Consider the following 18,425-nt stretch of genomic DNA (forward strand, 5'->3'; position numbering starts at 1 on the left):
AGGGCGCCGAAGCCGCCCGCCACCCCCGCCTCTTCCGCGCGGCGGCCGTTGGCCCGTAGGGCGCGCTCCAGGAGGGGGCGCAACTCGGCCAGGTGGAAGGTCTCCCAGGCGGGCGGGCCGTAGTGGCCGCCGTTCCACCAGTTGGAGTAGAAGCCGGCGGGGCCGCCCTCGGGGGAGACGATCAGGGCCGGGGTGCCGGCGGTGATGGCCTCGACATCGGTGTTGCGGGTCCACGCCTCCCAGCCGGGGCCCGGGTCGCAGCAGCCGTGGAGCAGGTAGAGGACGGGCCAGCGGTGGTGGGGCCGGCCGTCGTAGCCGGTGGGGAGGAGGACGCGGGCATGGCCCTCGCGGCCCAGGGCGGGGGAGTCGATCGTCAGGTCGAGGACGCGCTCGCCGACGCGGTCCGCGGCGATGAGGCGCGCGCGGGCGGGCGTCCGGCGTCCGGCAAGGGCTTCCGCGGGACGGTCCTTCGAGGAGCCGGGCTCCCGGGAGCGGGCTTCGGCGGTGGATGTCAGGAGCGGTGCGGCGGCCAGCGCGGTGAGCGCGGCGACGGCTCTGCGGCGGTTCGGCATCGTTCGTTCTCCTTCGCGGTGCTGCGTACGGAGCTGAACGGGGCACAGTGCGTGGTCAGTTGAAACTTTGATGTCGACGGGCGGCCGTGGCAAGAGCGCCGACAGTGGTCCCACGTAGGCTTAACCGCGATATGTGTGCGGGGGCACGATCGAAGGGGGCGGCCTGCGTGGGCGGGGCGACGGGGAGCAAGCGCGTACCACGGGCGGTGCGGGAGCAGCAGATGCTGGACGCGGGGGTACGGGCCTTCGCGCGCAGCGGCTATCAGAACGCCTCGATGGACGACATCGCCGAGCTGGCCGGGGTTTCCAAACCGCTGGTCTATCTCTATCTCAACTCCAAGGAAGAGCTGTTCACGGCGTGCATACGGCGGGAGGCCGCGGCGCTGGTGACCGCGGTGCGCGCCGCCGTGGAGCGGGACGCGCCCGCCGACCGGCAGTTGTGGAGCGGGCTGAGCGGCTTCTTCGCGCATGCGGCCGAACATCCCGACGGCTGGACGCTGTTGCATGTGCAGGCCCGTACGCATGGGCAGCCCTACGCGCGCGAAGTGGCCGCGATGCGGGCGGAGATCGTGGAGTTCGTGACGCAGCTGATAGGGGCGGCGGCGCGGGAGCACGCCCGCGGCGCGGCGCGCGCCCGGACCCTCGCGGGCACCGAGGTGTCCGGGCTCGCGCACGCGCTGGTGGGCGCGGCCGAATCGCTCGCGGACTGGGCGGGGGACGGGAGAGCGGGCGGGCACTCGGCCAAGGAGGCCGCGGCCACCCTGATGAACTTCGCCTGGGCCGGGCTGGGGAATTTGCTCCAGGGGACGGGATGGTCGCCCGAGCGGGTCGGTTGACGCGTTCGGGTCGGTTGACGCGTTCGGGTCGGCTGGGGCGTTCGGGTCGGCTGGGGCCCGGGTGGGCTGAGGCGCGGATCGGCTGAGACGCGGGTCGGTGTGGCCTCGGGCGGGCGTCAGGCGGTGCAGTTGCCCCGCGTCGGCTCGTCCGCCAGCCGCCCGGCCATCCAGTCCAGGGCCGCCGGGATCCCGGTCAGCGCCGTGGTGACATGGTCGAGCGGATAGTCCTGCCACTCCACCGGCACGCCCCGGGCGCACCAGCGGGTGCGCAGCGCCTCGCCGACCCGGTACGGGATCAGCTCGTCCACCAAGCCCTGGTAGAGGTAGACGGGGCGGTCGGGGGAGCGGGTGCCCAAGTACGAGGACCGCAGCGCGAGTTGCCAGGCCGGGCTGGCGAGCGGGTCCCTTACGGTCACCTCGGACATGCGCTGGAAGAGTCCCGCGATGGTGCTGAGGGCCACGCAGTTCCGCTTCATGAAGTCCACATAGCCGCGGCCCCGGTCGTTGAGGTACGCGTCGAGCCGCAGCGCGGGGAACGCCGCGTCCTGTCCGGTGAGCGCCATAAGGGCGAGCCCGGCGCCGGCTCCGCCGTCGTTGTAGTCGAGCGTCGTGGGGAGATCGGCGGGCACGCCTCCGGCGACCGTGCCCTTCAGCCGCAACTCGGGGGCGTAGGAGGCGTGCAGTTCGGCGGCCCAGCCGGCCGCCTGGCCGCCCTGGGAGTAGCCCATGATGCCGACAGGAGCGTCCGGTGAGAGCCCCGCCTCCGGAAGGCGCTGGGCGGCGCGCGCCGCGTCCAGGACGGCATGGCCCTCGGACCGGCCGGCCGTATAGGTGTGGTCGCCCGGGGTGCCCAGGCCCTCGTAGTCGGTGACCGCGACGGCCCAGCCGCGGCGCAGCGCGAGGTCGATCAGCTGGGCCTCGATCGAGGTGCCCTGCGGGAACCGGCCGGAGACCGCGCAGTCGTCGGAGAGGCCGACGGCGCCGATGCCCCAGGTGAGGAGCGGCCGGGGGCCCTGTTTGCCGTCGTCGGGGACGACGACCGTGCCGGAGACGACGTCGGGGCGGCCGGTGGCGGTGGTCGAGCGGTAGGTGATGTGCCATGCCCTGGTCGCGGTCGGCACCCCGGGCAGGCTCCGGAAGGCGGTGGGAGCGGAGGTGACGATGTCACCGGGTCTGCCGGTGCCGGCGGCCGGGGCGCCCGATACGGCCGCGGCGGCGGGTGGCGCCGAGGCCAGGGCCAGTGCGGCGAGGGTGGCGAGCACGGTGGTGCGGATGCGCATACGGCTCTCCCAACGGTGCGGGGGCGCTCTGGTGGTGCCGAGTCGCTGTGGGAGGACCGTAAGGACGGGCGGAATGTCTGTGGCTGACCGCGGCGCTCAGATTTGCTGACTCCATGTCTCATGTCGGTATGCGCCCGGGGTTGACCCGGTCCAGCGGCGGAACGCCCGGTGGAACGCCGTGTCCTCGGAGAAGCCCAGCCGTGCGGCCAGGTCGGCGATGGGTTCGACCCCTTCGGTCAGGCTGCTGACCGCTTCGTCACGCCGCACGGTGTCCTTGAGCTCCTGGAAGGACGTGCCCTCCTCCCGTAGCCGCCGCCGCAGCGTCGCCGGGCTGACCGCCAGCCGGGCGGCGACCTCGGGAAGCTCCGGGAGCCGCGCGGTGCGCCGGTCGCGTGGGCTCATCGCCGGGCCGCCGCGCGCCCGTAGCGCCCCGGTGAGCGCGTGCCGCACCTGCTCGGCGACGGTCGTCCCGTAGGCGCGGCGGCTGAGCAGCCCGGCGGGCGCGTGCCGCAGCAGCGTCTGGAGCGTGGACTCGTCCTGGACGACGGGGGCGGTCAGCCAGCGCCGGTCGAATCCGGCCGCGGTGCGCGGTGCGCCGAAGCGGGGCGGGCAGCCGAAGAGCGGCTCGTAGTCGTCGGCGTACGGGGGCGGGGGATAGGCGAACTGGGCCCACAGCAGCGGGATTCGCCGCCCGATCAGCCAGCCGGCGAGCCGGTGCCAGATGAGCATGAGCCATTCGGCCACGATGTGGTGCTCGGCCTCCGTAAGGCCGTCGGCATGCGGGCCCAGCCCGCCGCGCAGGGCCAACACCGCCTCCCGGCCGTGGCCCGCGCCGCGCTCCAGGGCCAGATTGGGTCCGCCGGGGAAGAGCTGGTAGAAGCGGGCCCCGCGCTCCACCGCCGTGCCGAGGTCGGGGCAGCCCAGCGAGGCGTAGCACATCATCGCGAAGGTGCCGGGGCGGCTGCGGATGGTCCCCAGCCCCAGGAACTCGTCCCCGGTGGCCCGGTGCAGGGCGCGCACCAGCCGGGCGAACTGCTCGGGGGAGACGCGGGCGCGGTCGTCGGTGAGCAACAGCGGGGGTATCCGGGCCCGTTGCAGCAGGGGGACCGTGTCGAGGCCGAGCCGCTGCGCACCGCGCAGCGCGGCCCGTACATGGTGCACCGTCACCGTCCGCCGCCCGCGCCCCATGGTCAAAACCGTAGCCCGATCGGGGCGTTGCGTCAGCGGTGCGTCGCTGGGCCCCTACGCGGCGTGAGCACCTTAAGGACGGCCTGAGCCCCTTCAGGAGGGCGTGAGCGCCGTGAGTTGAGGACGGCGCGAGCGCCTTACGGGCTATCCTCGACGGCCCGGACGGACCTGTGAAAGCGGTGAGGGACATGACCACGACCCGGCGGCCCGCGACAGCCGAATGGCTTGGTCTCGAGCCCCATCCGGAGGGCGGCTGGTACCGGGAGACCTGGCGCAGCGACGTCACGGTGCGGCCGCCGGGGTACGAGGGCGAGCGCGCGACGGCCACGGCGATCTACTTCCTGCTGAGTCCCGGTGAGGAGTCCCGCTGGCATGTGGTGCGTTCGGCCGAGCTGTGGCTGTGGCACAGCGGCGGCCCGCTGCGGCTCCGGCTGGGCGGTACGGGCGACGGCCCGGAGGCGGCCTCCACGGAGCTGGTCCTGGGCCCCGATATCGCCTCCGGCCAGCGCCCCCAGGCCGTCGTCCCGCCGGGCACCTGGCAGTCGGCCCGTCCGGCGGCGGACGAGGAGGTCCTGGTGAGCTGTGTGGTCTCCCCGGGCTTCGACTTCGCCGACTTCCGGCTGTTGGAGGACTGACCGTCCCCGCGGGCCTCCGGGAAAGGCAGCGCAGGCAGAGAAGCCAGAGAAGCCAGAGAAGGCGGAGAAGGCGGAGAAGGCGGAGAAGAGGCAGAAAGGCAGGAGCCCCGCTTCCCCGCCAGGCGGGGAGCAGGGCTCCTTAGGTGGTGCTGTTGGATCAGACGGGGCTGACGTTCTCCGCCTGGGGGCCCTTCGGACCCTGAGTGACGTCGAAGGTCACGGCCTGGTTCTCCTCAAGAGAACGGAAGCCGGTCGCGTTGATCGCGGAGTAGTGAACGAAGACATCGGGGCCGCCGCCGTCTTGGGCGATGAAGCCGAAGCCCTTCTCGGCGTTGAACCACTTGACGGTTCCGGTAGCCATAAGCCCTCCTTGGGCCAAAGGGTTGCCCTGCTCCAGAACCTGCAAGAAGTCTGAAAACTACAAAAGCCCGCGGTTACATGCTCCGCAGGCTCTGTACTGCAAGGAAACCAAACTGCAACTTGCGGCGAGCCTAGCACGCTCCGTGTGCACGAGGAAAGAGCCGAAGATCACGAAAACGAGGGGTTTCCCTGGCTTCCAGGATGGATAAGATCGCAGGTCGAGCGCTTACCGGTCGGTCAGCGCAAGGCCGGTCGACCACCCCGCCGCCATTCCCGGGGGTGAGCGGGGCTAGCCTCCGAGACGTGGACAATTCACCGAGTTCCCCCTCGCGGAGTACCCAGGACGCCTCCGAAAGCATCAGGCCCTCTGTCGGCCATCGGCTCACCCGGCCAAAAGTGGGGCACATCCAGTACCTCAATTGCATGCCGTTGTACTGGGGCCTTGCCAGGACCGGATCGCTCCTGGATTTCGAGCTCACCAAGGCATCTCCCGACGCCCTCAACGACCTGCTGGTCCGTGGCGATCTCGACATCGGCCCGATCAGCCTGGTGGAGTATCTGCGCAATGCGGACGATCTCGTCGCGCTCCCCGACATCGCGGTGGGCTGCGACGGGCCCGTGATGTCCTGCGTGATCGTCTCGCAGGTGCCGCTGGAGCAGCTGAACGGGGCGCGCATCGCACTCGGTTCCGCCTCGCGCACCTCCGTGCGCCTGGCTCAGCTCCTGCTCGCCGAGCGGTACGGGCTCGCTCCCGACTACTACACCTGTCCGCCCGACCTCAGCCTGATGATGCAGGAGGCCGAGGCGGCGGTGCTGATCGGCGACGCCGCGCTGCGGGCCAATCTCCACGACGCGCCCCGGCTGGGCCTTCAGGTCCACGACCTGGGGCAGATGTGGAAGGAGTGGACCGGGCTCCCCTTTGTCTTCGCGGTGTGGGCGGCCCGCCGCGAGTACCTGGAGCGGGAGCCGGAGATCGTGCGGGGGGTGCACCAGGCGTTCCTGGAGTCGCGGAACCTCTCCCTGGAGGAGGTCGGCAAGGTCGCCGAGCAGGCGGCGCGTTGGGAGCAGCTCGAGGCGTCGGTGCTGGAGCGCTACTTCACCACCCTCGACTTCAGCCTCGGTGCGGAGCAGTTGCAGGGCATCGCGGAGTTCGCCCGCCGTACGGGTCCGACGACCGGATACCCGGCGGACGTCCGGGTCGATCTGCTGACCTGACCTGACCTGACCTGACTCGATCTGACCTGACCTTCCGGACCGCACCGACCTGCGTGGATGGCGGGAACACCCCCTAAGCTGGACCGGCGCACGGAGGGGGAGGCAACGCGATGGATCCGCTGGGAGCGGACGATCCGCAGGTCATCGGCGCGTACCGGCTGCTAGGACGGCTCGGTTCGGGCGGGATGGGCCGGGTCTTTGTGGGGCGCAGCGCGGGCGGGCGCACGGTAGCGGTGAAGGTTGTGCACGCCCATTTCGCGCTGGACGAGGAGTTCCGCGCCCGCTTCCGGCGTGAGGTCGACGCCGCGCGCCGGGTCGGCGGCGCCTTTACCGCGCCGGTCCTGGACGCCGACCCGGAGGCGCGCATTCCGTGGGTGGCCACCGGCTATGTGGCGGGCCCTCCGCTCAACCAGGCGGTGTCCGACGAGGGGCCGTTGCCCGAGTCGGCGGTGCGGGCCCTGGGCGCGGGGCTCGCCGAGGCACTGGCCGCGGTGCACGCCCTCGGCCTGGTCCACCGCGACGTCAAGCCGTCCAATGTGCTGCTCGCGCTCGACGGTCCGCGTCTGATCGACTTCGGCATCGCCCGGGCCACCGAGGGCACGGTGTCGCTGACCTCGACCGGCGCCTCCATCGGCTCGCCCGGCTATATGGCGCCCGAGCAGATCCTGGGCGAGGGCGTCGAGGGCGCGGCCGATGTCTTCTCCCTGGGCGCGGTGCTGGCGTACGCGGCGACCGGCAAGCCGCCGTTCCCGGGCGACACTTCGGCCGCGCTGCTCTACAAGGTGGTGCACGACGAGCCCCGGCTCGGCCCCGAGCTGACGGGGAAGCTGCGCGATCTGGTCGCCGCGTGCCTCGCCAAGAACCCGGCCGACCGCCCCACCCCCGAGCGGATCGTGCTGCGCCTCGCCCCGGAGGACGGCGCCTCGGGGCTCGCACGGCCGGGCTGGCTGCCGGGGGCGCTGGTGGAGCGGGTGAGCCGGCAGGTGGTGGAGCTGCTCGACCTGGAGGCGGAGGCCGTGGCCCCGCCGCGCGTGGCCGAGCCGCCCGCCGTAGGGCCGTCCGCTATAGGGCCGTCCGCTATAGGGCCGTCCGCTATAGGGCCGTCATCCATAGGGTCGTCCTCGGCCGAGCCGTCGGCCACGGAGCCACCCGCCGCCGGGCCCTCCACCACCCAGCCGCCCGCCGCGGACTCCCCGACCCCGCCGCCCACCCCGGCCCCGGCCTCACCCCTGCTGGGCGCCTTCGGCCCGCCCGACCCGTCGTACGCCAACGGGCTGCCCCCGAAGGACCAGACCGGACCTCCGCCCCCCTCCCCGCCGTCGTCGAAACCGGGCGACCGCAGTGTCGCGCTCTCCGCGGCCGTCGGCGGTAAGAAGCGCCCCAAGGCGCTGAGCTGCACGCTGGTGCTGTCCGTCGCGGGCGCGCTGGCCGTCGCGACGACCGCCGCCGTGCTCTTCAAGGTGCTGCCCGGCGGCTCCGGCGACAACAAGGACCAGGGCGCTGCGGACCCCCGCCCCTCCGCCACCGGACGGAACCCGGGAGACGGAGCGCACGACGGCTCCGGGAAGGGTGCCGTGCCCAAGGCGTTCCTCGGCACCTGGCAGGGCGATCTGACCTCCGACTCGGGTATCCCGGTGGGCACTTTGACCATCACCTTCCGGCAGGGGCGGACCGGGCAGGACGTCGCCAGCGGCCGGGTCAAGCTGTCGGTGCTGCGCTGCGACAGCACCTGGAAGCTGGTCTCGGCGGCTCCGAAACAACTCCACCTCGACGCGCGTCTGAAGGGCTCCGAGCCCCAGCAGGGGTGCAGCGACGCCTCGACGGACGAGCAGTTCACCCTCACCTCCGACGGCGCGCTCAGCTACAAGGCGAAGGATGACCAGGCGGGTGACCCCACGGGCACTCTGCGCAAGCTCGAATGAGCGGGGGCGGGGTGCACTGATGTGCCCGCCACGTACTCGTACTGGCGTGCAGGCGCTGGCGTACGCTGGGTCGGTCCACCCATAAACCTCCGAAAGGTACGCCCCGGTGACCGCAAACGCAGAGGTGCAGGTAGTCCTCGACCGCGCCGCCGACGGGGGTCGGATCACCCCACAAGAGGCGCTCGACCTTTACCGCTCGGCTCCGCTGCACGCGCTGGGGGCCGCCGCCGACGCGGTCCGGCGCCGTCGCTACGCAGGCACCGAGCACATCGCGACGTACATCATCGAACGGAACATCAACTACACCAACGTCTGCGTCACGGCGTGCAAGTTCTGCGCCTTCTACGCCGCCCCGAAGGACACGGCGAAGGGCTGGAGCCGCGATCTCGACGACATCCTGCGGCGCTGCGCGGAGACCGTCGAGCTGGGCGGCACGCAGATCATGTTCCAGGGCGGCCACCACCCGGACTACGGCGTGGAGTACTACGAGAAGCACTTCTCGGCCATCAAGAAGGCGTTCCCGCAGCTGGTGATCCACTCGCTGGGGGCGTCCGAGGTCGAGCACATGGCGCGGATCTCGGGCGTCTCGGCCGAGGAGGCCATCCGCCGTATCCACGCGGCCGGTCTCGACTCCTTCGCGGGCGCGGGCGCCGAGCTGCTGCCGGAGCGGCCGCGCAAAGCCATCGCACCGCTGAAGGAGTCCGGCGAGCGCTGGCTGGAGATCATGGAGATCGCCCACAACCTCGGCGTGGAGTCCACCTCCACCATGCTGATGGGCACCGGCGAGACCAACGCCGAGCGGATCGAGCACATCCGCATGATCCGCGATGTGCAGGACCGTACGGGCGGCTTCCGCGCCTTCATCCCGTACACCTACCAGCCCGAGAACAACCACCTGAAGGGCCAGACGCAGGCGACCGTCTTCGAGTACCTGCGGATGATCGCCATCGCCCGGCTCTTCCTCGACAACGTGGCCCATATCCAGGGTTCCTGGCTGACCGTCGGCAAGGAGGCCGGCCAGCTGGCCCTGCACTACGGGGCGGACGACCTCGGCTCGGTGATGCTGGAGGAGAACGTGGTCTCCTCGGCGGGCGCCCGCCACCGCTCCAACCGGATGGAGCTGCTCCACCTCATCCGCGCGGCCGGCCGGGTCCCCGCGCAGCGCGCGACGACGTACGAGCACCTGGTGGTGCACGACGACCCGGCGAACGACCCGGTCGACGACCATGTCGTCTCGCATCTGTCCTCGACGGCGATCGACGGTGGCACGGCCCACCCCGAGCTGACGGTGATCCAGGCGTCCTGATGCTCACGCTCCACGCGGCGCCCGTCGTCCGGTACACCCCCGACGACGCGGCGCCGCTGCACGAGGCCGCCGTCGCGGTCGACGGCGACCGCATCGCGGCCATCGGCCCCCTGGAGGAGCTGCGGCGGGCCTATCCGCGGGCCCGGGTGCGGGAGTGGCCCGGGGAGCTCGGCCCGGCCCTCGTCCACGAGGGCCCGGTGCCCGACGCGCCCAGCCCGCGGGAGCGGATCCACGCCCTGTTGCGGCAGGGCGCGACCGCCGTTCTCGCGCACCACCTCGGCGACGCCGAGCTGCGCGCGGCCGCCCACCGGGGCGGCATCGCCGTCCTGGACCGGCCCCGGCCGCCCGTCCTCGCCCCGGACGGCCGCGCGGACCTGGCCGTCTTCGACGCGGACGGCGCGTGCCTGGCCACGGTGGTGGCGGGGCGGCTGGTGCACCGGCGCCGCTGAGGCACGCCGGGCCCCGGGCGGGGGCACGGGGCGCGGGAGGTGAACAATGGGGGCGTGAGCCGAGCATCCCTGGACAAGCAGCCGCACGAAGTCGCCGCCATGTTCGACGGCGTGGCGGCCAAATACGACCTCACCAACGATGTGCTGTCGCTCGGGCAGGCCCGACTGTGGCGCAAGGCGGTCGCCCGGGCCGTGGACGCGCGCGCCGGTGAGCGGGTGCTCGACCTCGCCGCCGGTACGGGGACGTCCTCGCTGCCCTTCCTGGCGGCGGGCGCGTACGTGGTGCCGTGCGACTTCTCGCTCGGGATGCTCCGGGAGGGCAAGAAGCGCCATCCGCGACTGCCGCTGACCGCGGGCGACGCGACCCGGCTGCCCTTCGCGGACGGGGTCTTCGACGCCGTCACGATCTCCTTCGGGCTGCGCAACATCCAGGACACGCAGGGGGCGCTGCGCGAGATGCTGCGGGTGACCCGGCCCGGCGGACGGGTCGTCATCTGCGAGTTCAGCCACCCCACATGGGAGCCGTTCCGCACGGTCTACAGCGAGTATCTGATGCGCGCGCTGCCGCCGATCGCGACGTCGGTCAGCAGCAACCCGGACGCGTATGTCTACCTCGCCGAGTCCATCCGCGCCTGGCCGGACCAGCCCCGTCTCGCCGCCCGGCTGCGGGCGGCGGGCTGGGATCGGCCGGCCTGGCGCAACCTCACCGGCGGCGTGGTGGCCCTCCACCGGGCGTACAAGCCGTAAGGCGGCCACGAACGCGGCGTACGAGCCGTAGGAGCGGCCGTACGAGCCGTAACGGCGGCCTACGAGCCGTAAGGCGGCGACGGGCGGTCACCGGCCGGGCCGCGGGGGACGGCTCCTTGTGCCCCTTCGCGCCCCTTCGCGAGTGCCGGAGTTGCGCCCCCCATAGACTGCAGGTGTCCAGTGCCCGGCGTGACCGGCACGCCGTTACCGAGGCTTGGGGAGACCCCGCGTGAGCGAGACCGCACCCACCGAGAGCGCGTCCTTTGGGATCTCGGAGCGCAGCGCCGATGTGATCGTCGTCGGCGCCGGGCCGGCCGGCTCCACCACCGCGTACCACCTCGCCAAGGCGGGGCTGGATGTGCTGCTGCTGGAGAAGACGGCCTTTCCGCGCGAGAAGGTGTGCGGTGACGGCCTGACCCCGCGCGCCACCAAGCAGCTCGTGGCCATGGGCATCGACATCTCCGAGGAGGCGGGCTGGCTGCGCAACCGGGGCCTGCGGATCATCGCCGGCGGGGTGCGGCTGCAGCTCGACTGGCCGGATCTGGCCGCGTACCCCAACTACGGCCTGGTCCGTAAGCGCGACGACTTCGACGAGCAGCTGGCGCGGCAGGCGCAGAAGGCCGGGGCCCGGCTGTACGAGCGCTGCAATGTGGGCGCCCCGATCACCGACGAGCGCACCGGCCGGATCACCGGGGTCCACGCGAAGCTGGGCGAGGAGAAGACGCCCGTCACCTTCCACGCGCCCCTGGTGGTCGCCGCCGACGGCAACTCCACCCGGCTCTCGCTCGCCATGGGGCTGCACCGGCGCGAGGACCGTCCGATGGGCGTGGCGGTGCGGACGTACTTCACCTCGCCCCGCCATGACGACGACTACCTGGAGTCCTGGCTGGAGTTGTGGGACCGGCGCGGTGCGCAGGACCGGCTGCTGCCCGGCTACGGCTGGATCTTCGGCATGGGCGACGGCACGAGCAATGTGGGCCTGGGCGTCCTCAACACCTCGTCCTCCTTCAAGGAGCTCGACTGGCGCGAGGTCCTCAAGGCGTGGTGCGCCTCGATGCCGGAGGACTGGGGCTACACCCCGGAGAACATGACCGGCCCGATCCGCGGCGCCGCCCTCCCGATGGCCTTCAACCGGCAGCCGCACTACACCCGCGGGCTGCTGCTCGTCGGTGACGCGGGCGGCATGGTCAACCCGTTCAACGGCGAGGGCATCGCCTATGCGATGGAATCCGGACAGATCGCCGCGGACGTGATCGTCCAGGCCCATGCCCGCGCCACCGCCCCCCAGCGCGAACTGGCCCTCCAGCGCTACCCGAAGGTCCTCAAGGACACCTACGGCGGCTATTACACGCTGGGCCGGGCGTTCGTGAAGCTGATCGGCAATCCGAAGGTCATGAAGCTGGCGGCGCAGCGCGGGCTGACGCATCCGATGCTGATGCGGTTCACCCTGAAGCTGCTGGCGAATCTGACGGATCCGACGGGCGGCGACGCGATGGACCGCATCATCAACGGCCTCACCAAGGTGACCCCGCGAGCCTGACGGCCCCGTAAGGACCTCGGCTCGACCGAAGGGCGGCCAGCGCCCGGAAGGGGCGCGGGGCTGAATCAATATGCGGCTCCGCCGCGGGGAGCGACCAGCCACGGCGGCGCCGCAGACGGCCGACGGCGTATTGGGGCACTTCCAGCGGAGCGCTCAGGCGCCCGGGCCGCCGCTCGCGATGACGCCGAACGGCGCCCGGACCACATCCGCCAGCCAGGCCATCCGGCCGATCCCCTCGGCCGACATGGCCGGCATCAGCACCGAACCGCCCAGGTCCTGTCCCTTGGCCACCACCGCGTCGCAGTCCGCCACCTCGAAGTACGGCAGCCACTGCGGGGGTGTCGAATGCCCCTCCTGGAGCTGGGCGACGCCGCCGAAGGAGCCCTCCCGGCCGGCGCCGGTGGTCATCAGCACCGTGTACGCCCCGCCGGGGAAGGACATCTCCTCGGCGTCCCAGCCGAAGACCTTGCGGTAGAAGGCCAGGTCCCTGGGGGGATCGGGGGAGTGCAGCTCGGTCCAGCACAAAGTGCCGGGGTCGTTGACCGCGTCCAGCCCCGCCGTCCTGCCGGGCTGCCAGATGGCGAAGCGGGCCCCGCCGGGGTCGGTGAACTGGGCCATCCGCCCCTCCTCGAAGACGTCGAACGGAGCGAGCCGCACCGTGCCGCCCGACTGCTCGACGGTCCGCGCGGTCTCCTCGGCGTCACGGGTGTGGAAATACGGCGTCCAGGCGGACCGTGCGCCCTCCTCGGTGAGCGGCCCGACGGCGGCGACGGTCTTGCGGCCCAGGGTGAAGAAGCCGTACCCGCCTGCCTCGGGGCCGGCCGACTCGAAGCGCCAGCCCATCAGGGAGCCGTAGAAGGCCACGGCCGCTTCGGTGTCGGGGGAGCCCAGATCGAGCCAGTTGGGGGCGCCGGGGACGTAATCGGTGGTGAGCATGGGCGCTCCTTCGACGGTCGAGCGCGAAGACGCGGGAAGTTCTGCTGGCGATTGCCTCGTTCTGTCCGGGATTGCCTCGTTACTCAGTCTGGCACCGGGCACCGACGGCCGCCGCCGGGCTCGACATGACGTCGCCGTGGAGCGGTGGTGACAATGAAGGCAGGGGGCGCCGTGCGCGCCAGCCGCGGTGACGCCGGATCGATGGGGCTCACAGGGCCTGTTCCACCGCCGGTGGGCCTGGCAGGAGGTACACCATGACGAAGGCAGCGGACATCATGCACCCGGGCGCGCAGTGGCTTCCGGAGAACGAGACGGTGCTGCGTGCCGCCCAGCTGATGCGGGAGCTCGGCGTGGGGGCCCTGCCGGTCAGCGACAGCAACGATCGGCTGTGCGGCATCGTGACCGACCGCGACATCGTCGTCGGATGCATCGCGGAGGGCGCCGACCCGTCCGGGACGCCCGTCGGGGCGCTCACCAAGGGCACTCCGCGCTGGATTTCCGCGGACGCCGATGTCACGGACGTCCTGCGGGAGATGGAGGAGCACAAGATCCGCAGGCTGCCGGTGATCGACCAGAACAAGCGGCTGGTCGGAATGATCTCCGAGGCGGATCTGGCCCACCACCTCAGTGACGACCTCCTCGGCGAGTTCCTGGAGAAGGTCTACGCGCAGTAGGCGCGCGATGGGGTCGTGAGGCCGCCGTCCACGGTGGGAACGGCGGCCCCAGGCCCATATGACGGGAGGTGCGCCCTTGCAGGACGCGCCGCCAGGCCGTGCGCCGCCTTACAGGACGCGCACGGCCCCGGTGGGCATGTCGTAGTCCAGCGGGCGCTCGACGATCCCGGTGCTCGAGTTCTGGGCGCCGATGAAGTTGCCGCCACCGACGTAGACGCCGACGTGGTACGCGCTGCCTGCGCTGCCCCAGTAGAGCAGGTCGCCCGGCTGCAGGGAGTCCAGCGAGACCGGGGTGCCGGTGGTGGACTGGTCCTGCGAGACCCGCGGCAGGCTCACGCCGACCTGCTTGAAGGCGGCCTGGGTCAGCCCGGAGCAGTCGTAGGAGGACGGACCGCTGGAGCCGAGCACATACGCCTTGCCCAGCTGCGCCTTCAGGAAGCTGATCAGCGTGGCGGCGTTGCCGGTGGCGTTGCTGACGCTGGTGGTGGACAGCGTGGTGCGCTCGGCGGAGCGCGATGCCTTCGCCGCCTGGGACTTGGCCTCGGCCGCACGCTTGGCGGCCGCCTTACGGGCCGCCTCCCGGGCTTCCTTCGCCTTACGGTCGGCCTCCGCCTTGGCCTTCTTGGCGGCGATCTTCGCGTGGGCCTCCGCCTGCTCCTGCTGTGCCTGGAGCTCGTAGTCGGACGCGGCCTGCTGCGTGGCGTCGGCGGTCTGGGCGGCCGTGCTCGCCAGCGTGGCGCTGACGGTCGGCATTTCCAGGGTGGACTCGGCCGGGGCGGCCTTGGACTCCGTGGCGGAGGCGGGCACGGCGGCACCGGCCACCGCGAGGGTGAGGAAGCCACCGGTCATCCCTGCGCGGAGTGCACGCGTGGACGCGGCACGGCGGGGCTTCCGGTGGCTGGGTATGTGTGCGACTGGGGACATAGGTCCCTGGCTACCAGGGCCCTAAGGCCCAGATCAACAAAAGTGGGGTGCGCCACATTTGACGTGCACACGCCCAAAAATCGGACCAAACGATCTTCGTGGCCCCGTCGGCAGCCATGCCCGAATTTCTCGATCATGTCTCTACGCACGGCATTTGGCGGCCATGCGGTGTCTGCGGGCGATCTACCACCGATGCGGCCCGCGTACAAAGGGTTCCCGGGAAATCTAGATCCACAACCGGTTCGGGCGTGGGATACCTCACTCGCTCCGAGCCGCTCGTGAACGCGTGCGCGAGCCGGTGATCAATCGGTGATCGACCCGTGATCGGTCGACGCCCGGGATGAGAGTCACCCATGAGGATGGCGGACGCTTATCAGGCGACGAAGCCCATCGCAAATTTGCATGTATGTACCATGTCTTGGTAGGAGCGCAACGCGCTCACCTGTGATGACGTCTCCGAATGTCACTTCTCGTGGTCGTTCGGATGCTTCACGTACAAGATCACCGCTCATCCGACTTCATGATCCTTCGTCAGGTGGTGGAGATCACAAAGACGTTGTCGTACCCCGTGTCGCAGATCACAGACCGACGGGCATAGGATGCAGGCGAAACGGGCTTGTGAACTGCCTCACATGTGCGCGATCTTCGTGGGGCGACCGGCATGTCCGTGCGGTCCGCCAAACAGTCATCGTCGACTGAAGGGAGCGAGGACGGTGAACGCATACGCGCCCATCCTCGTACTGGGAGCCCTCGGGGCAGGTTTTGCGATCTTCTCGGTGCTCATGGCCGCGATCATCGGCCCCAAGCGCTACAACCGGGCCAAGCTCGAGGCCTATGAGTGCGGCATCGAGCCGACTCCGCATCCGTCCGGCGGTGGGCGCTTCCCCATCAAGTACTACCTGACGGCGATGCTCTTCATCGTCTTCGACATCGAGATCGTCTTCCTCTACCCCTGGGCCGTCACCTTCGACGCCCTCGGCCTGTTCGGGCTCGTGGAGATGCTCCTCTTCGTGCTCACCGTCTTCGTGGCCTATGCCTACGTATGGCGGCGCGGTGGCCTGGAGTGGGACTAAAGGGGCTCAAGAGGAGATAGGGGAAACATCGCATGGGTATCGAAGAGAAGCTCCCGAGTGGGTTCCTGCTCACCACCGTGGAACAGGCCGCCGGGCTGGCCCGTAAGTCCTCCGTCTTCCCGGCCACCTTCGGTCTGGCCTGCTGTGCCATCGAAATGATGACCACGGGTGCCGGGCGCTACGACCTCGCGCGCTTCGGCATGGAGGTCTTCCGCGGCTCGCCCCGCCAGGCCGATCTGATGATCGTCGCCGGGCGCGTCAGCCAGAAGATGGCCCCGGTGTTGCGCCAGGTTTACGACCAGATGCCGAACCCGAAGTGGGTCATCTCCATGGGCGTCTGCGCCTCCTCCGGAGGGATGTTCAACAACTACGCGATCGTGCAGGGCGTCGATCACATCGTCCCGGTCGACATCTATCTGCCCGGTTGTCCGCCGCGCCCCGAGATGCTCATGGACTCGATCCTCAAGCTGCACCAGAAGATCCGCGAGGAGAAGCTCGGCGTCAATCGCGAGCGTGCGGCCCGTGAGGCGGAGGAGGCGGCGCTCAAGGCGTTGCCGCTGATCGAGATGAAGGGGCTTCTTCGGTGAGCGACGCACACGAGCCCACCGGGCCGCAGACGGCGACGAAGGCCGCACCTCTGCGCCTCGTGGGCGGAGAAGCGAACGGAGGGGAAAGGCGTTGACTGAGGCTAATGGGGTCAATCCCGGGGGCAATGGGGTCAACCCGGACAAGGACCTCAACGCTGAGAACCTCCCCGGCCACCGCGGCGACCAGGGCGAGCCCGTCCGCGTCCAGCGCGGGATGTTCGGCGCCAACAACGGCGGCGACACCACCGGCTACGGCGGGCTGGTGCGCCCCGTACGGCTGCCCGGCCAGGCCACCCGGCCGTACGGGGGCTGGTTCGACGAGGTCGCCGACGAACTCGAGGGCGCGCTCGAGGAGCAGTCGCTGCTCCCGGAGAACGCGATCGAGAAGACCGTCGTGGACCGCGGTGAGCTGACCTTCCACATCGCCCGCGAGCACCTCCCGCGGGTCGCCCGGACCCTGCGCGACGACCCGGCGCTCCGCTTCGAGCTGTGCACCGGCGTCAGCGGGGTGCACTTCCCCGGCGACAAGGGCCGCGAGCTGCACGCCGTCTACCATCTGCGGTCGCTCACCCATGGCCGGGTGGTCCGGCTGGAGGTGAGCGCCCCCGACAGCGATCCGCACATCCCGTCGATCGTCGATGTCTATCCGACCAACGACTGGCATGAGCGCGAGACCTACGACTTCTTCGGCCTGATCTTCGACGGTCATCCCGCGCTGACGCGGATCATGATGCCCGACGACTGGCAGGGCTTCCCGCAACGCAAGGACTACCCGCTCGGCGGCATCCCCGTCGAGTACAAGGGCGCCCAGATCCCTGCTCCGGACCAGCGGAGGTCGTACAGCTGATGACTGCCCCCCACGCAACGCCTTCCGCGTCCGCGCGCGAGACGACCGAAGGCACCGTCTACACCGTCACCGGCGGCGACTGGGACGAGGTCGTGGCCGCCGCGGCGAAGTCCGACGACGAGCGGATCATCGTCAACATGGGTCCCCAGCACCCCTCCACCCATGGGGTGCTCCGGCTGATCCTGGAGATCGACGGCGAGACGGTCACCGAGGCCCGCTGCGGAATCGGTTATCTGCACACCGGAATCGAGAAGAACCTCGAATTCCGGAACTGGACGCAGGGCACCACCTTCGTGACGCGCATGGACTATCTGACGCCCTTCTACAACGAGGCGGCGTACTGCCTGGGCGTCGAGAAGCTGCTCGGCATCGAGGACCAGATCCCGGACCGGGCGACGGTCATCCGGGTGCTGCTGATGGAGCTCAACCGGCTCTCCTCGCATCTGGTGGCCATCGCCACCGGCGGTATGGAGCTCGGCGCGACCACCATCATGATCTACGGCTTCCGCGACCGCGAGCTGATCCTGGACATCTTCGAGCTGGTCACCGGCCTGCGGATGAACCACGCGTACATCCGGCCCGGCGGGCTCGCCCAGGACCTGCCGCCGGGGGCGGTCGACCAGATCCGGGCCCTGCTCAAGACGATGCGCAAGAACCTCCCCGAGTACGACAAGCTCGCCACCGGGAACCCGATCTTCAAGGCCCGGCTGCAGGACGTGGGCTACCTCGACCTCGCCGGGTGCATGGCGCTCGGCGTGACCGGCCCGATACTGCGTGCCACCGGGCTGCCGCACGATCTGCGCAAGACCGATCCGTACTGCGGCTATGAGACCTATGACTTCGAGGTGCCGACCGCCGACACCTGCGATGCCTACGGCCGCTTCCTGATCCGGCTGGAGGAGATGCGCCAGTCGCTGCGGATCGTCGAGCAGTGCCTGGAGCGGCTGGAGCCGGGTCCGGTGATGGTCGCGGACAAGAAGATCGCCTGGCCCGCGCAGCTCGCGCTCGGCCCGGACGGCCTCGGCAACTCCCTGGACCACATCAAGAACATCATGGGCACCTCCATGGAGGCCCTGATCCACCACTTCAAGCTGGTGACCGAGGGATTCCGGGTGCCGCCCGGACAGACGTACGCGGCGATCGAGTCGCCCAAGGGGGAACTGGGCGCCCACATGGTCAGCGACGGCGGCACCCGCCCGTTCCGCGTCCACTTCCGCGACCCGTCCTTCACCAATCTGCAGGCCGTGGCGGCGATGTGCGAAGGCGGTCAGGTCGCCGATGTGATCGTGGCTGTCGCGTCCATCGACCCCGTGATGGGAGGAGTGGACCGGTGA

Annotated in this window: 19 protein-coding genes; 13 read left to right on the forward strand and 6 right to left on the reverse strand. The window is 70.7% G+C overall.

Annotation, left to right across the window (positions count from 1 at the left end; genetic code table 11):
- On the reverse strand, nucleotides 1-572 hold a 572-nt coding region (locus tag J5X86_RS05490; protein ID WP_243979603.1), incomplete at its 3' end, for an alpha/beta hydrolase family protein.
- Nucleotides 573-793: 221 nt separating this feature from the next.
- Here J5X86_RS05490 and J5X86_RS05495 point away from each other — a divergent pair.
- Nucleotides 794-1,408 carry a TetR/AcrR family transcriptional regulator gene (locus J5X86_RS05495; RefSeq protein WP_208516113.1) on the forward strand — a complete coding sequence of 205 codons (615 nt, stop codon included), beginning with the start codon at nucleotides 794-796 and terminating at the stop codon, nucleotides 1,406-1,408.
- 116 nt (nucleotides 1,409-1,524) lie between these two features.
- On the opposite strand, the gene J5X86_RS05500 is transcribed toward J5X86_RS05495, so the two are convergent.
- Both J5X86_RS05500 and J5X86_RS05505 read right to left on the reverse strand, forming a co-directional pair.
- Complete coding sequence (locus J5X86_RS05500) at nucleotides 1,525-2,688, reverse strand: lipase family protein (RefSeq protein WP_208515691.1); 1,164 nt, start codon at nucleotides 2,686-2,688, stop codon at nucleotides 1,525-1,527.
- Between the two features lie 96 nt (nucleotides 2,689-2,784).
- Complete coding sequence (locus J5X86_RS05505; protein WP_208515692.1) at nucleotides 2,785-3,876, reverse strand: AraC family transcriptional regulator; 1,092 nt, start codon at nucleotides 3,874-3,876, stop codon at nucleotides 2,785-2,787.
- A gap of 188 nt (nucleotides 3,877-4,064) precedes the next feature.
- Between J5X86_RS05505 and J5X86_RS05510 the strand changes: the two genes are divergently transcribed.
- On the forward strand, nucleotides 4,065-4,511 hold the full coding sequence (locus J5X86_RS05510) for a cupin domain-containing protein (RefSeq protein ID WP_208515693.1): 447 nt from the start codon (nucleotides 4,065-4,067) through the stop codon (nucleotides 4,509-4,511).
- 157 nt (nucleotides 4,512-4,668) lie between these two features.
- Here J5X86_RS05510 and J5X86_RS05515 read toward each other — a convergent pair whose 3' ends face one another.
- A complete protein-coding gene (locus J5X86_RS05515) occupies nucleotides 4,669-4,872 on the reverse strand; it encodes a cold-shock protein (RefSeq protein WP_014054052.1) in 204 nt (67 codons plus the stop codon).
- Between the two features lie 356 nt (nucleotides 4,873-5,228).
- On the opposite strand from J5X86_RS05515, the gene J5X86_RS05520 reads away from it, so the two are divergent.
- From J5X86_RS05520 to J5X86_RS05545, 6 genes are all read left to right on the forward strand, one after another.
- Nucleotides 5,229-6,086 carry a menaquinone biosynthesis protein gene (locus J5X86_RS05520; RefSeq protein ID WP_308124471.1) on the forward strand — a complete coding sequence of 286 codons (858 nt, stop codon included), beginning with the start codon at nucleotides 5,229-5,231 and terminating at the stop codon, nucleotides 6,084-6,086.
- Between the two features lie 110 nt (nucleotides 6,087-6,196).
- On the forward strand, nucleotides 6,197-8,008 hold the full coding sequence (locus tag J5X86_RS05525) for a serine/threonine-protein kinase (protein ID WP_208515695.1): 1,812 nt from the start codon (nucleotides 6,197-6,199) through the stop codon (nucleotides 8,006-8,008).
- A gap of 106 nt (nucleotides 8,009-8,114) precedes the next feature.
- Nucleotides 8,115-9,314: a cyclic dehypoxanthinyl futalosine synthase gene (mqnC, locus tag J5X86_RS05530; RefSeq protein WP_093463758.1), complete on the forward strand. Its 1,200-nt coding sequence runs from the start codon at nucleotides 8,115-8,117 to the stop codon at nucleotides 9,312-9,314.
- Nucleotides 9,314-9,763, forward strand: a complete 450-nt coding sequence (locus J5X86_RS05535; RefSeq protein ID WP_208515696.1) for a hypothetical protein — start codon at nucleotides 9,314-9,316, stop codon at nucleotides 9,761-9,763. The genes mqnC and J5X86_RS05535 overlap by 1 nt, the downstream gene beginning before the upstream one ends.
- Before the next feature lie 54 nt (nucleotides 9,764-9,817).
- Nucleotides 9,818-10,510 carry a demethylmenaquinone methyltransferase gene (locus J5X86_RS05540; RefSeq protein ID WP_208515697.1) on the forward strand — a complete coding sequence of 231 codons (693 nt, stop codon included), beginning with the start codon at nucleotides 9,818-9,820 and terminating at the stop codon, nucleotides 10,508-10,510.
- A 229-nt stretch (nucleotides 10,511-10,739) separates the two neighbouring features.
- On the forward strand, nucleotides 10,740-12,050 hold the full coding sequence (locus J5X86_RS05545) for a geranylgeranyl reductase family protein (RefSeq protein ID WP_203348500.1): 1,311 nt from the start codon (nucleotides 10,740-10,742) through the stop codon (nucleotides 12,048-12,050).
- A 153-nt stretch (nucleotides 12,051-12,203) separates the two neighbouring features.
- On the opposite strand, the gene J5X86_RS05550 is transcribed toward J5X86_RS05545, so the two are convergent.
- On the reverse strand, nucleotides 12,204-12,986 hold the full coding sequence (locus tag J5X86_RS05550) for a VOC family protein (RefSeq protein WP_208515698.1): 783 nt from the start codon (nucleotides 12,984-12,986) through the stop codon (nucleotides 12,204-12,206).
- A 254-nt stretch (nucleotides 12,987-13,240) separates the two neighbouring features.
- On the opposite strand from J5X86_RS05550, the gene J5X86_RS05555 reads away from it, so the two are divergent.
- Nucleotides 13,241-13,660 (forward strand): CBS domain-containing protein, encoded by a 420-nt coding sequence (locus J5X86_RS05555; protein WP_208515699.1) that lies wholly within the window; start codon nucleotides 13,241-13,243, stop codon nucleotides 13,658-13,660.
- Nucleotides 13,661-13,768: 108 nt separating this feature from the next.
- On the opposite strand, the gene J5X86_RS05560 is transcribed toward J5X86_RS05555, so the two are convergent.
- Complete coding sequence (locus J5X86_RS05560; RefSeq protein ID WP_208515700.1) at nucleotides 13,769-14,584, reverse strand: C40 family peptidase; 816 nt, start codon at nucleotides 14,582-14,584, stop codon at nucleotides 13,769-13,771.
- A 713-nt stretch (nucleotides 14,585-15,297) separates the two neighbouring features.
- Here J5X86_RS05560 and J5X86_RS05565 point away from each other — a divergent pair.
- The 4 genes from J5X86_RS05565 to J5X86_RS05580 all read left to right on the forward strand — a co-directional run bounded on the left by J5X86_RS05565 (nucleotide 15,298) and on the right by J5X86_RS05580 (nucleotide 18,425).
- Complete coding sequence (locus tag J5X86_RS05565; protein ID WP_014054062.1) at nucleotides 15,298-15,657, forward strand: NADH-quinone oxidoreductase subunit A; 360 nt, start codon at nucleotides 15,298-15,300, stop codon at nucleotides 15,655-15,657.
- A 32-nt stretch (nucleotides 15,658-15,689) separates the two neighbouring features.
- Nucleotides 15,690-16,244 carry an NADH-quinone oxidoreductase subunit B family protein gene (locus J5X86_RS05570; protein ID WP_059145049.1) on the forward strand — a complete coding sequence of 185 codons (555 nt, stop codon included), beginning with the start codon at nucleotides 15,690-15,692 and terminating at the stop codon, nucleotides 16,242-16,244.
- A gap of 91 nt (nucleotides 16,245-16,335) precedes the next feature.
- The gene (locus J5X86_RS05575) at nucleotides 16,336-17,091 is read left to right on the forward strand and encodes an NADH-quinone oxidoreductase subunit C (RefSeq protein ID WP_208515701.1); all 756 of its coding nucleotides are present in this window, start codon (nucleotides 16,336-16,338) and stop codon (nucleotides 17,089-17,091) included.
- On the forward strand, nucleotides 17,091-18,425 hold the full coding sequence (locus J5X86_RS05580) for an NADH-quinone oxidoreductase subunit D (RefSeq protein ID WP_208515702.1): 1,335 nt from the start codon (nucleotides 17,091-17,093) through the stop codon (nucleotides 18,423-18,425). Before J5X86_RS05575 ends, J5X86_RS05580 begins: the two co-directional genes overlap by 1 nt.

Origin of the sequence: Streptomyces sp. NEAU-YJ-81 (genome assembly GCF_017592595.1) — a bacterium.
Taxonomy (GTDB): Bacteria; Actinomycetota; Actinomycetes; order Streptomycetales; family Streptomycetaceae; genus Streptomyces; species Streptomyces hygroscopicus_B.

Coding starts and splice junctions, on each gene's coding strand:
- J5X86_RS05555 (WP_208515699.1), top strand. CDS start 13,241: ATGACGAAGGCAGCGGACATCATGCACCCGGGCGCGCAGTGGCTTCCG.
- J5X86_RS05500 (WP_208515691.1), bottom strand. CDS start 2,688: ATGCGCATCCGCACCACCGTGCTCGCCACCCTCGCCGCACTGGCCCTG.
- J5X86_RS05495 (WP_208516113.1), top strand. CDS start 794: ATGCTGGACGCGGGGGTACGGGCCTTCGCGCGCAGCGGCTATCAGAAC.
- J5X86_RS05560 (WP_208515700.1), bottom strand. CDS start 14,584: ATGTCCCCAGTCGCACACATACCCAGCCACCGGAAGCCCCGCCGTGCC.
- J5X86_RS05570 (WP_059145049.1), top strand. CDS start 15,690: ATGGGTATCGAAGAGAAGCTCCCGAGTGGGTTCCTGCTCACCACCGTG.
- J5X86_RS05535 (WP_208515696.1), top strand. CDS start 9,314: ATGCTCACGCTCCACGCGGCGCCCGTCGTCCGGTACACCCCCGACGAC.
- J5X86_RS05580 (WP_208515702.1), top strand. CDS start 17,091: ATGACTGCCCCCCACGCAACGCCTTCCGCGTCCGCGCGCGAGACGACC.
- J5X86_RS05550 (WP_208515698.1), bottom strand. CDS start 12,986: ATGCTCACCACCGATTACGTCCCCGGCGCCCCCAACTGGCTCGATCTG.
- J5X86_RS05515 (WP_014054052.1), bottom strand. CDS start 4,872: ATGGCTACCGGAACCGTCAAGTGGTTCAACGCCGAGAAGGGCTTCGGC.
- J5X86_RS05505 (WP_208515692.1), bottom strand. CDS start 3,876: ATGGGGCGCGGGCGGCGGACGGTGACGGTGCACCATGTACGGGCCGCG.
- J5X86_RS05525 (WP_208515695.1), top strand. CDS start 6,197: ATGGATCCGCTGGGAGCGGACGATCCGCAGGTCATCGGCGCGTACCGG.
- J5X86_RS05510 (WP_208515693.1), top strand. CDS start 4,065: ATGACCACGACCCGGCGGCCCGCGACAGCCGAATGGCTTGGTCTCGAG.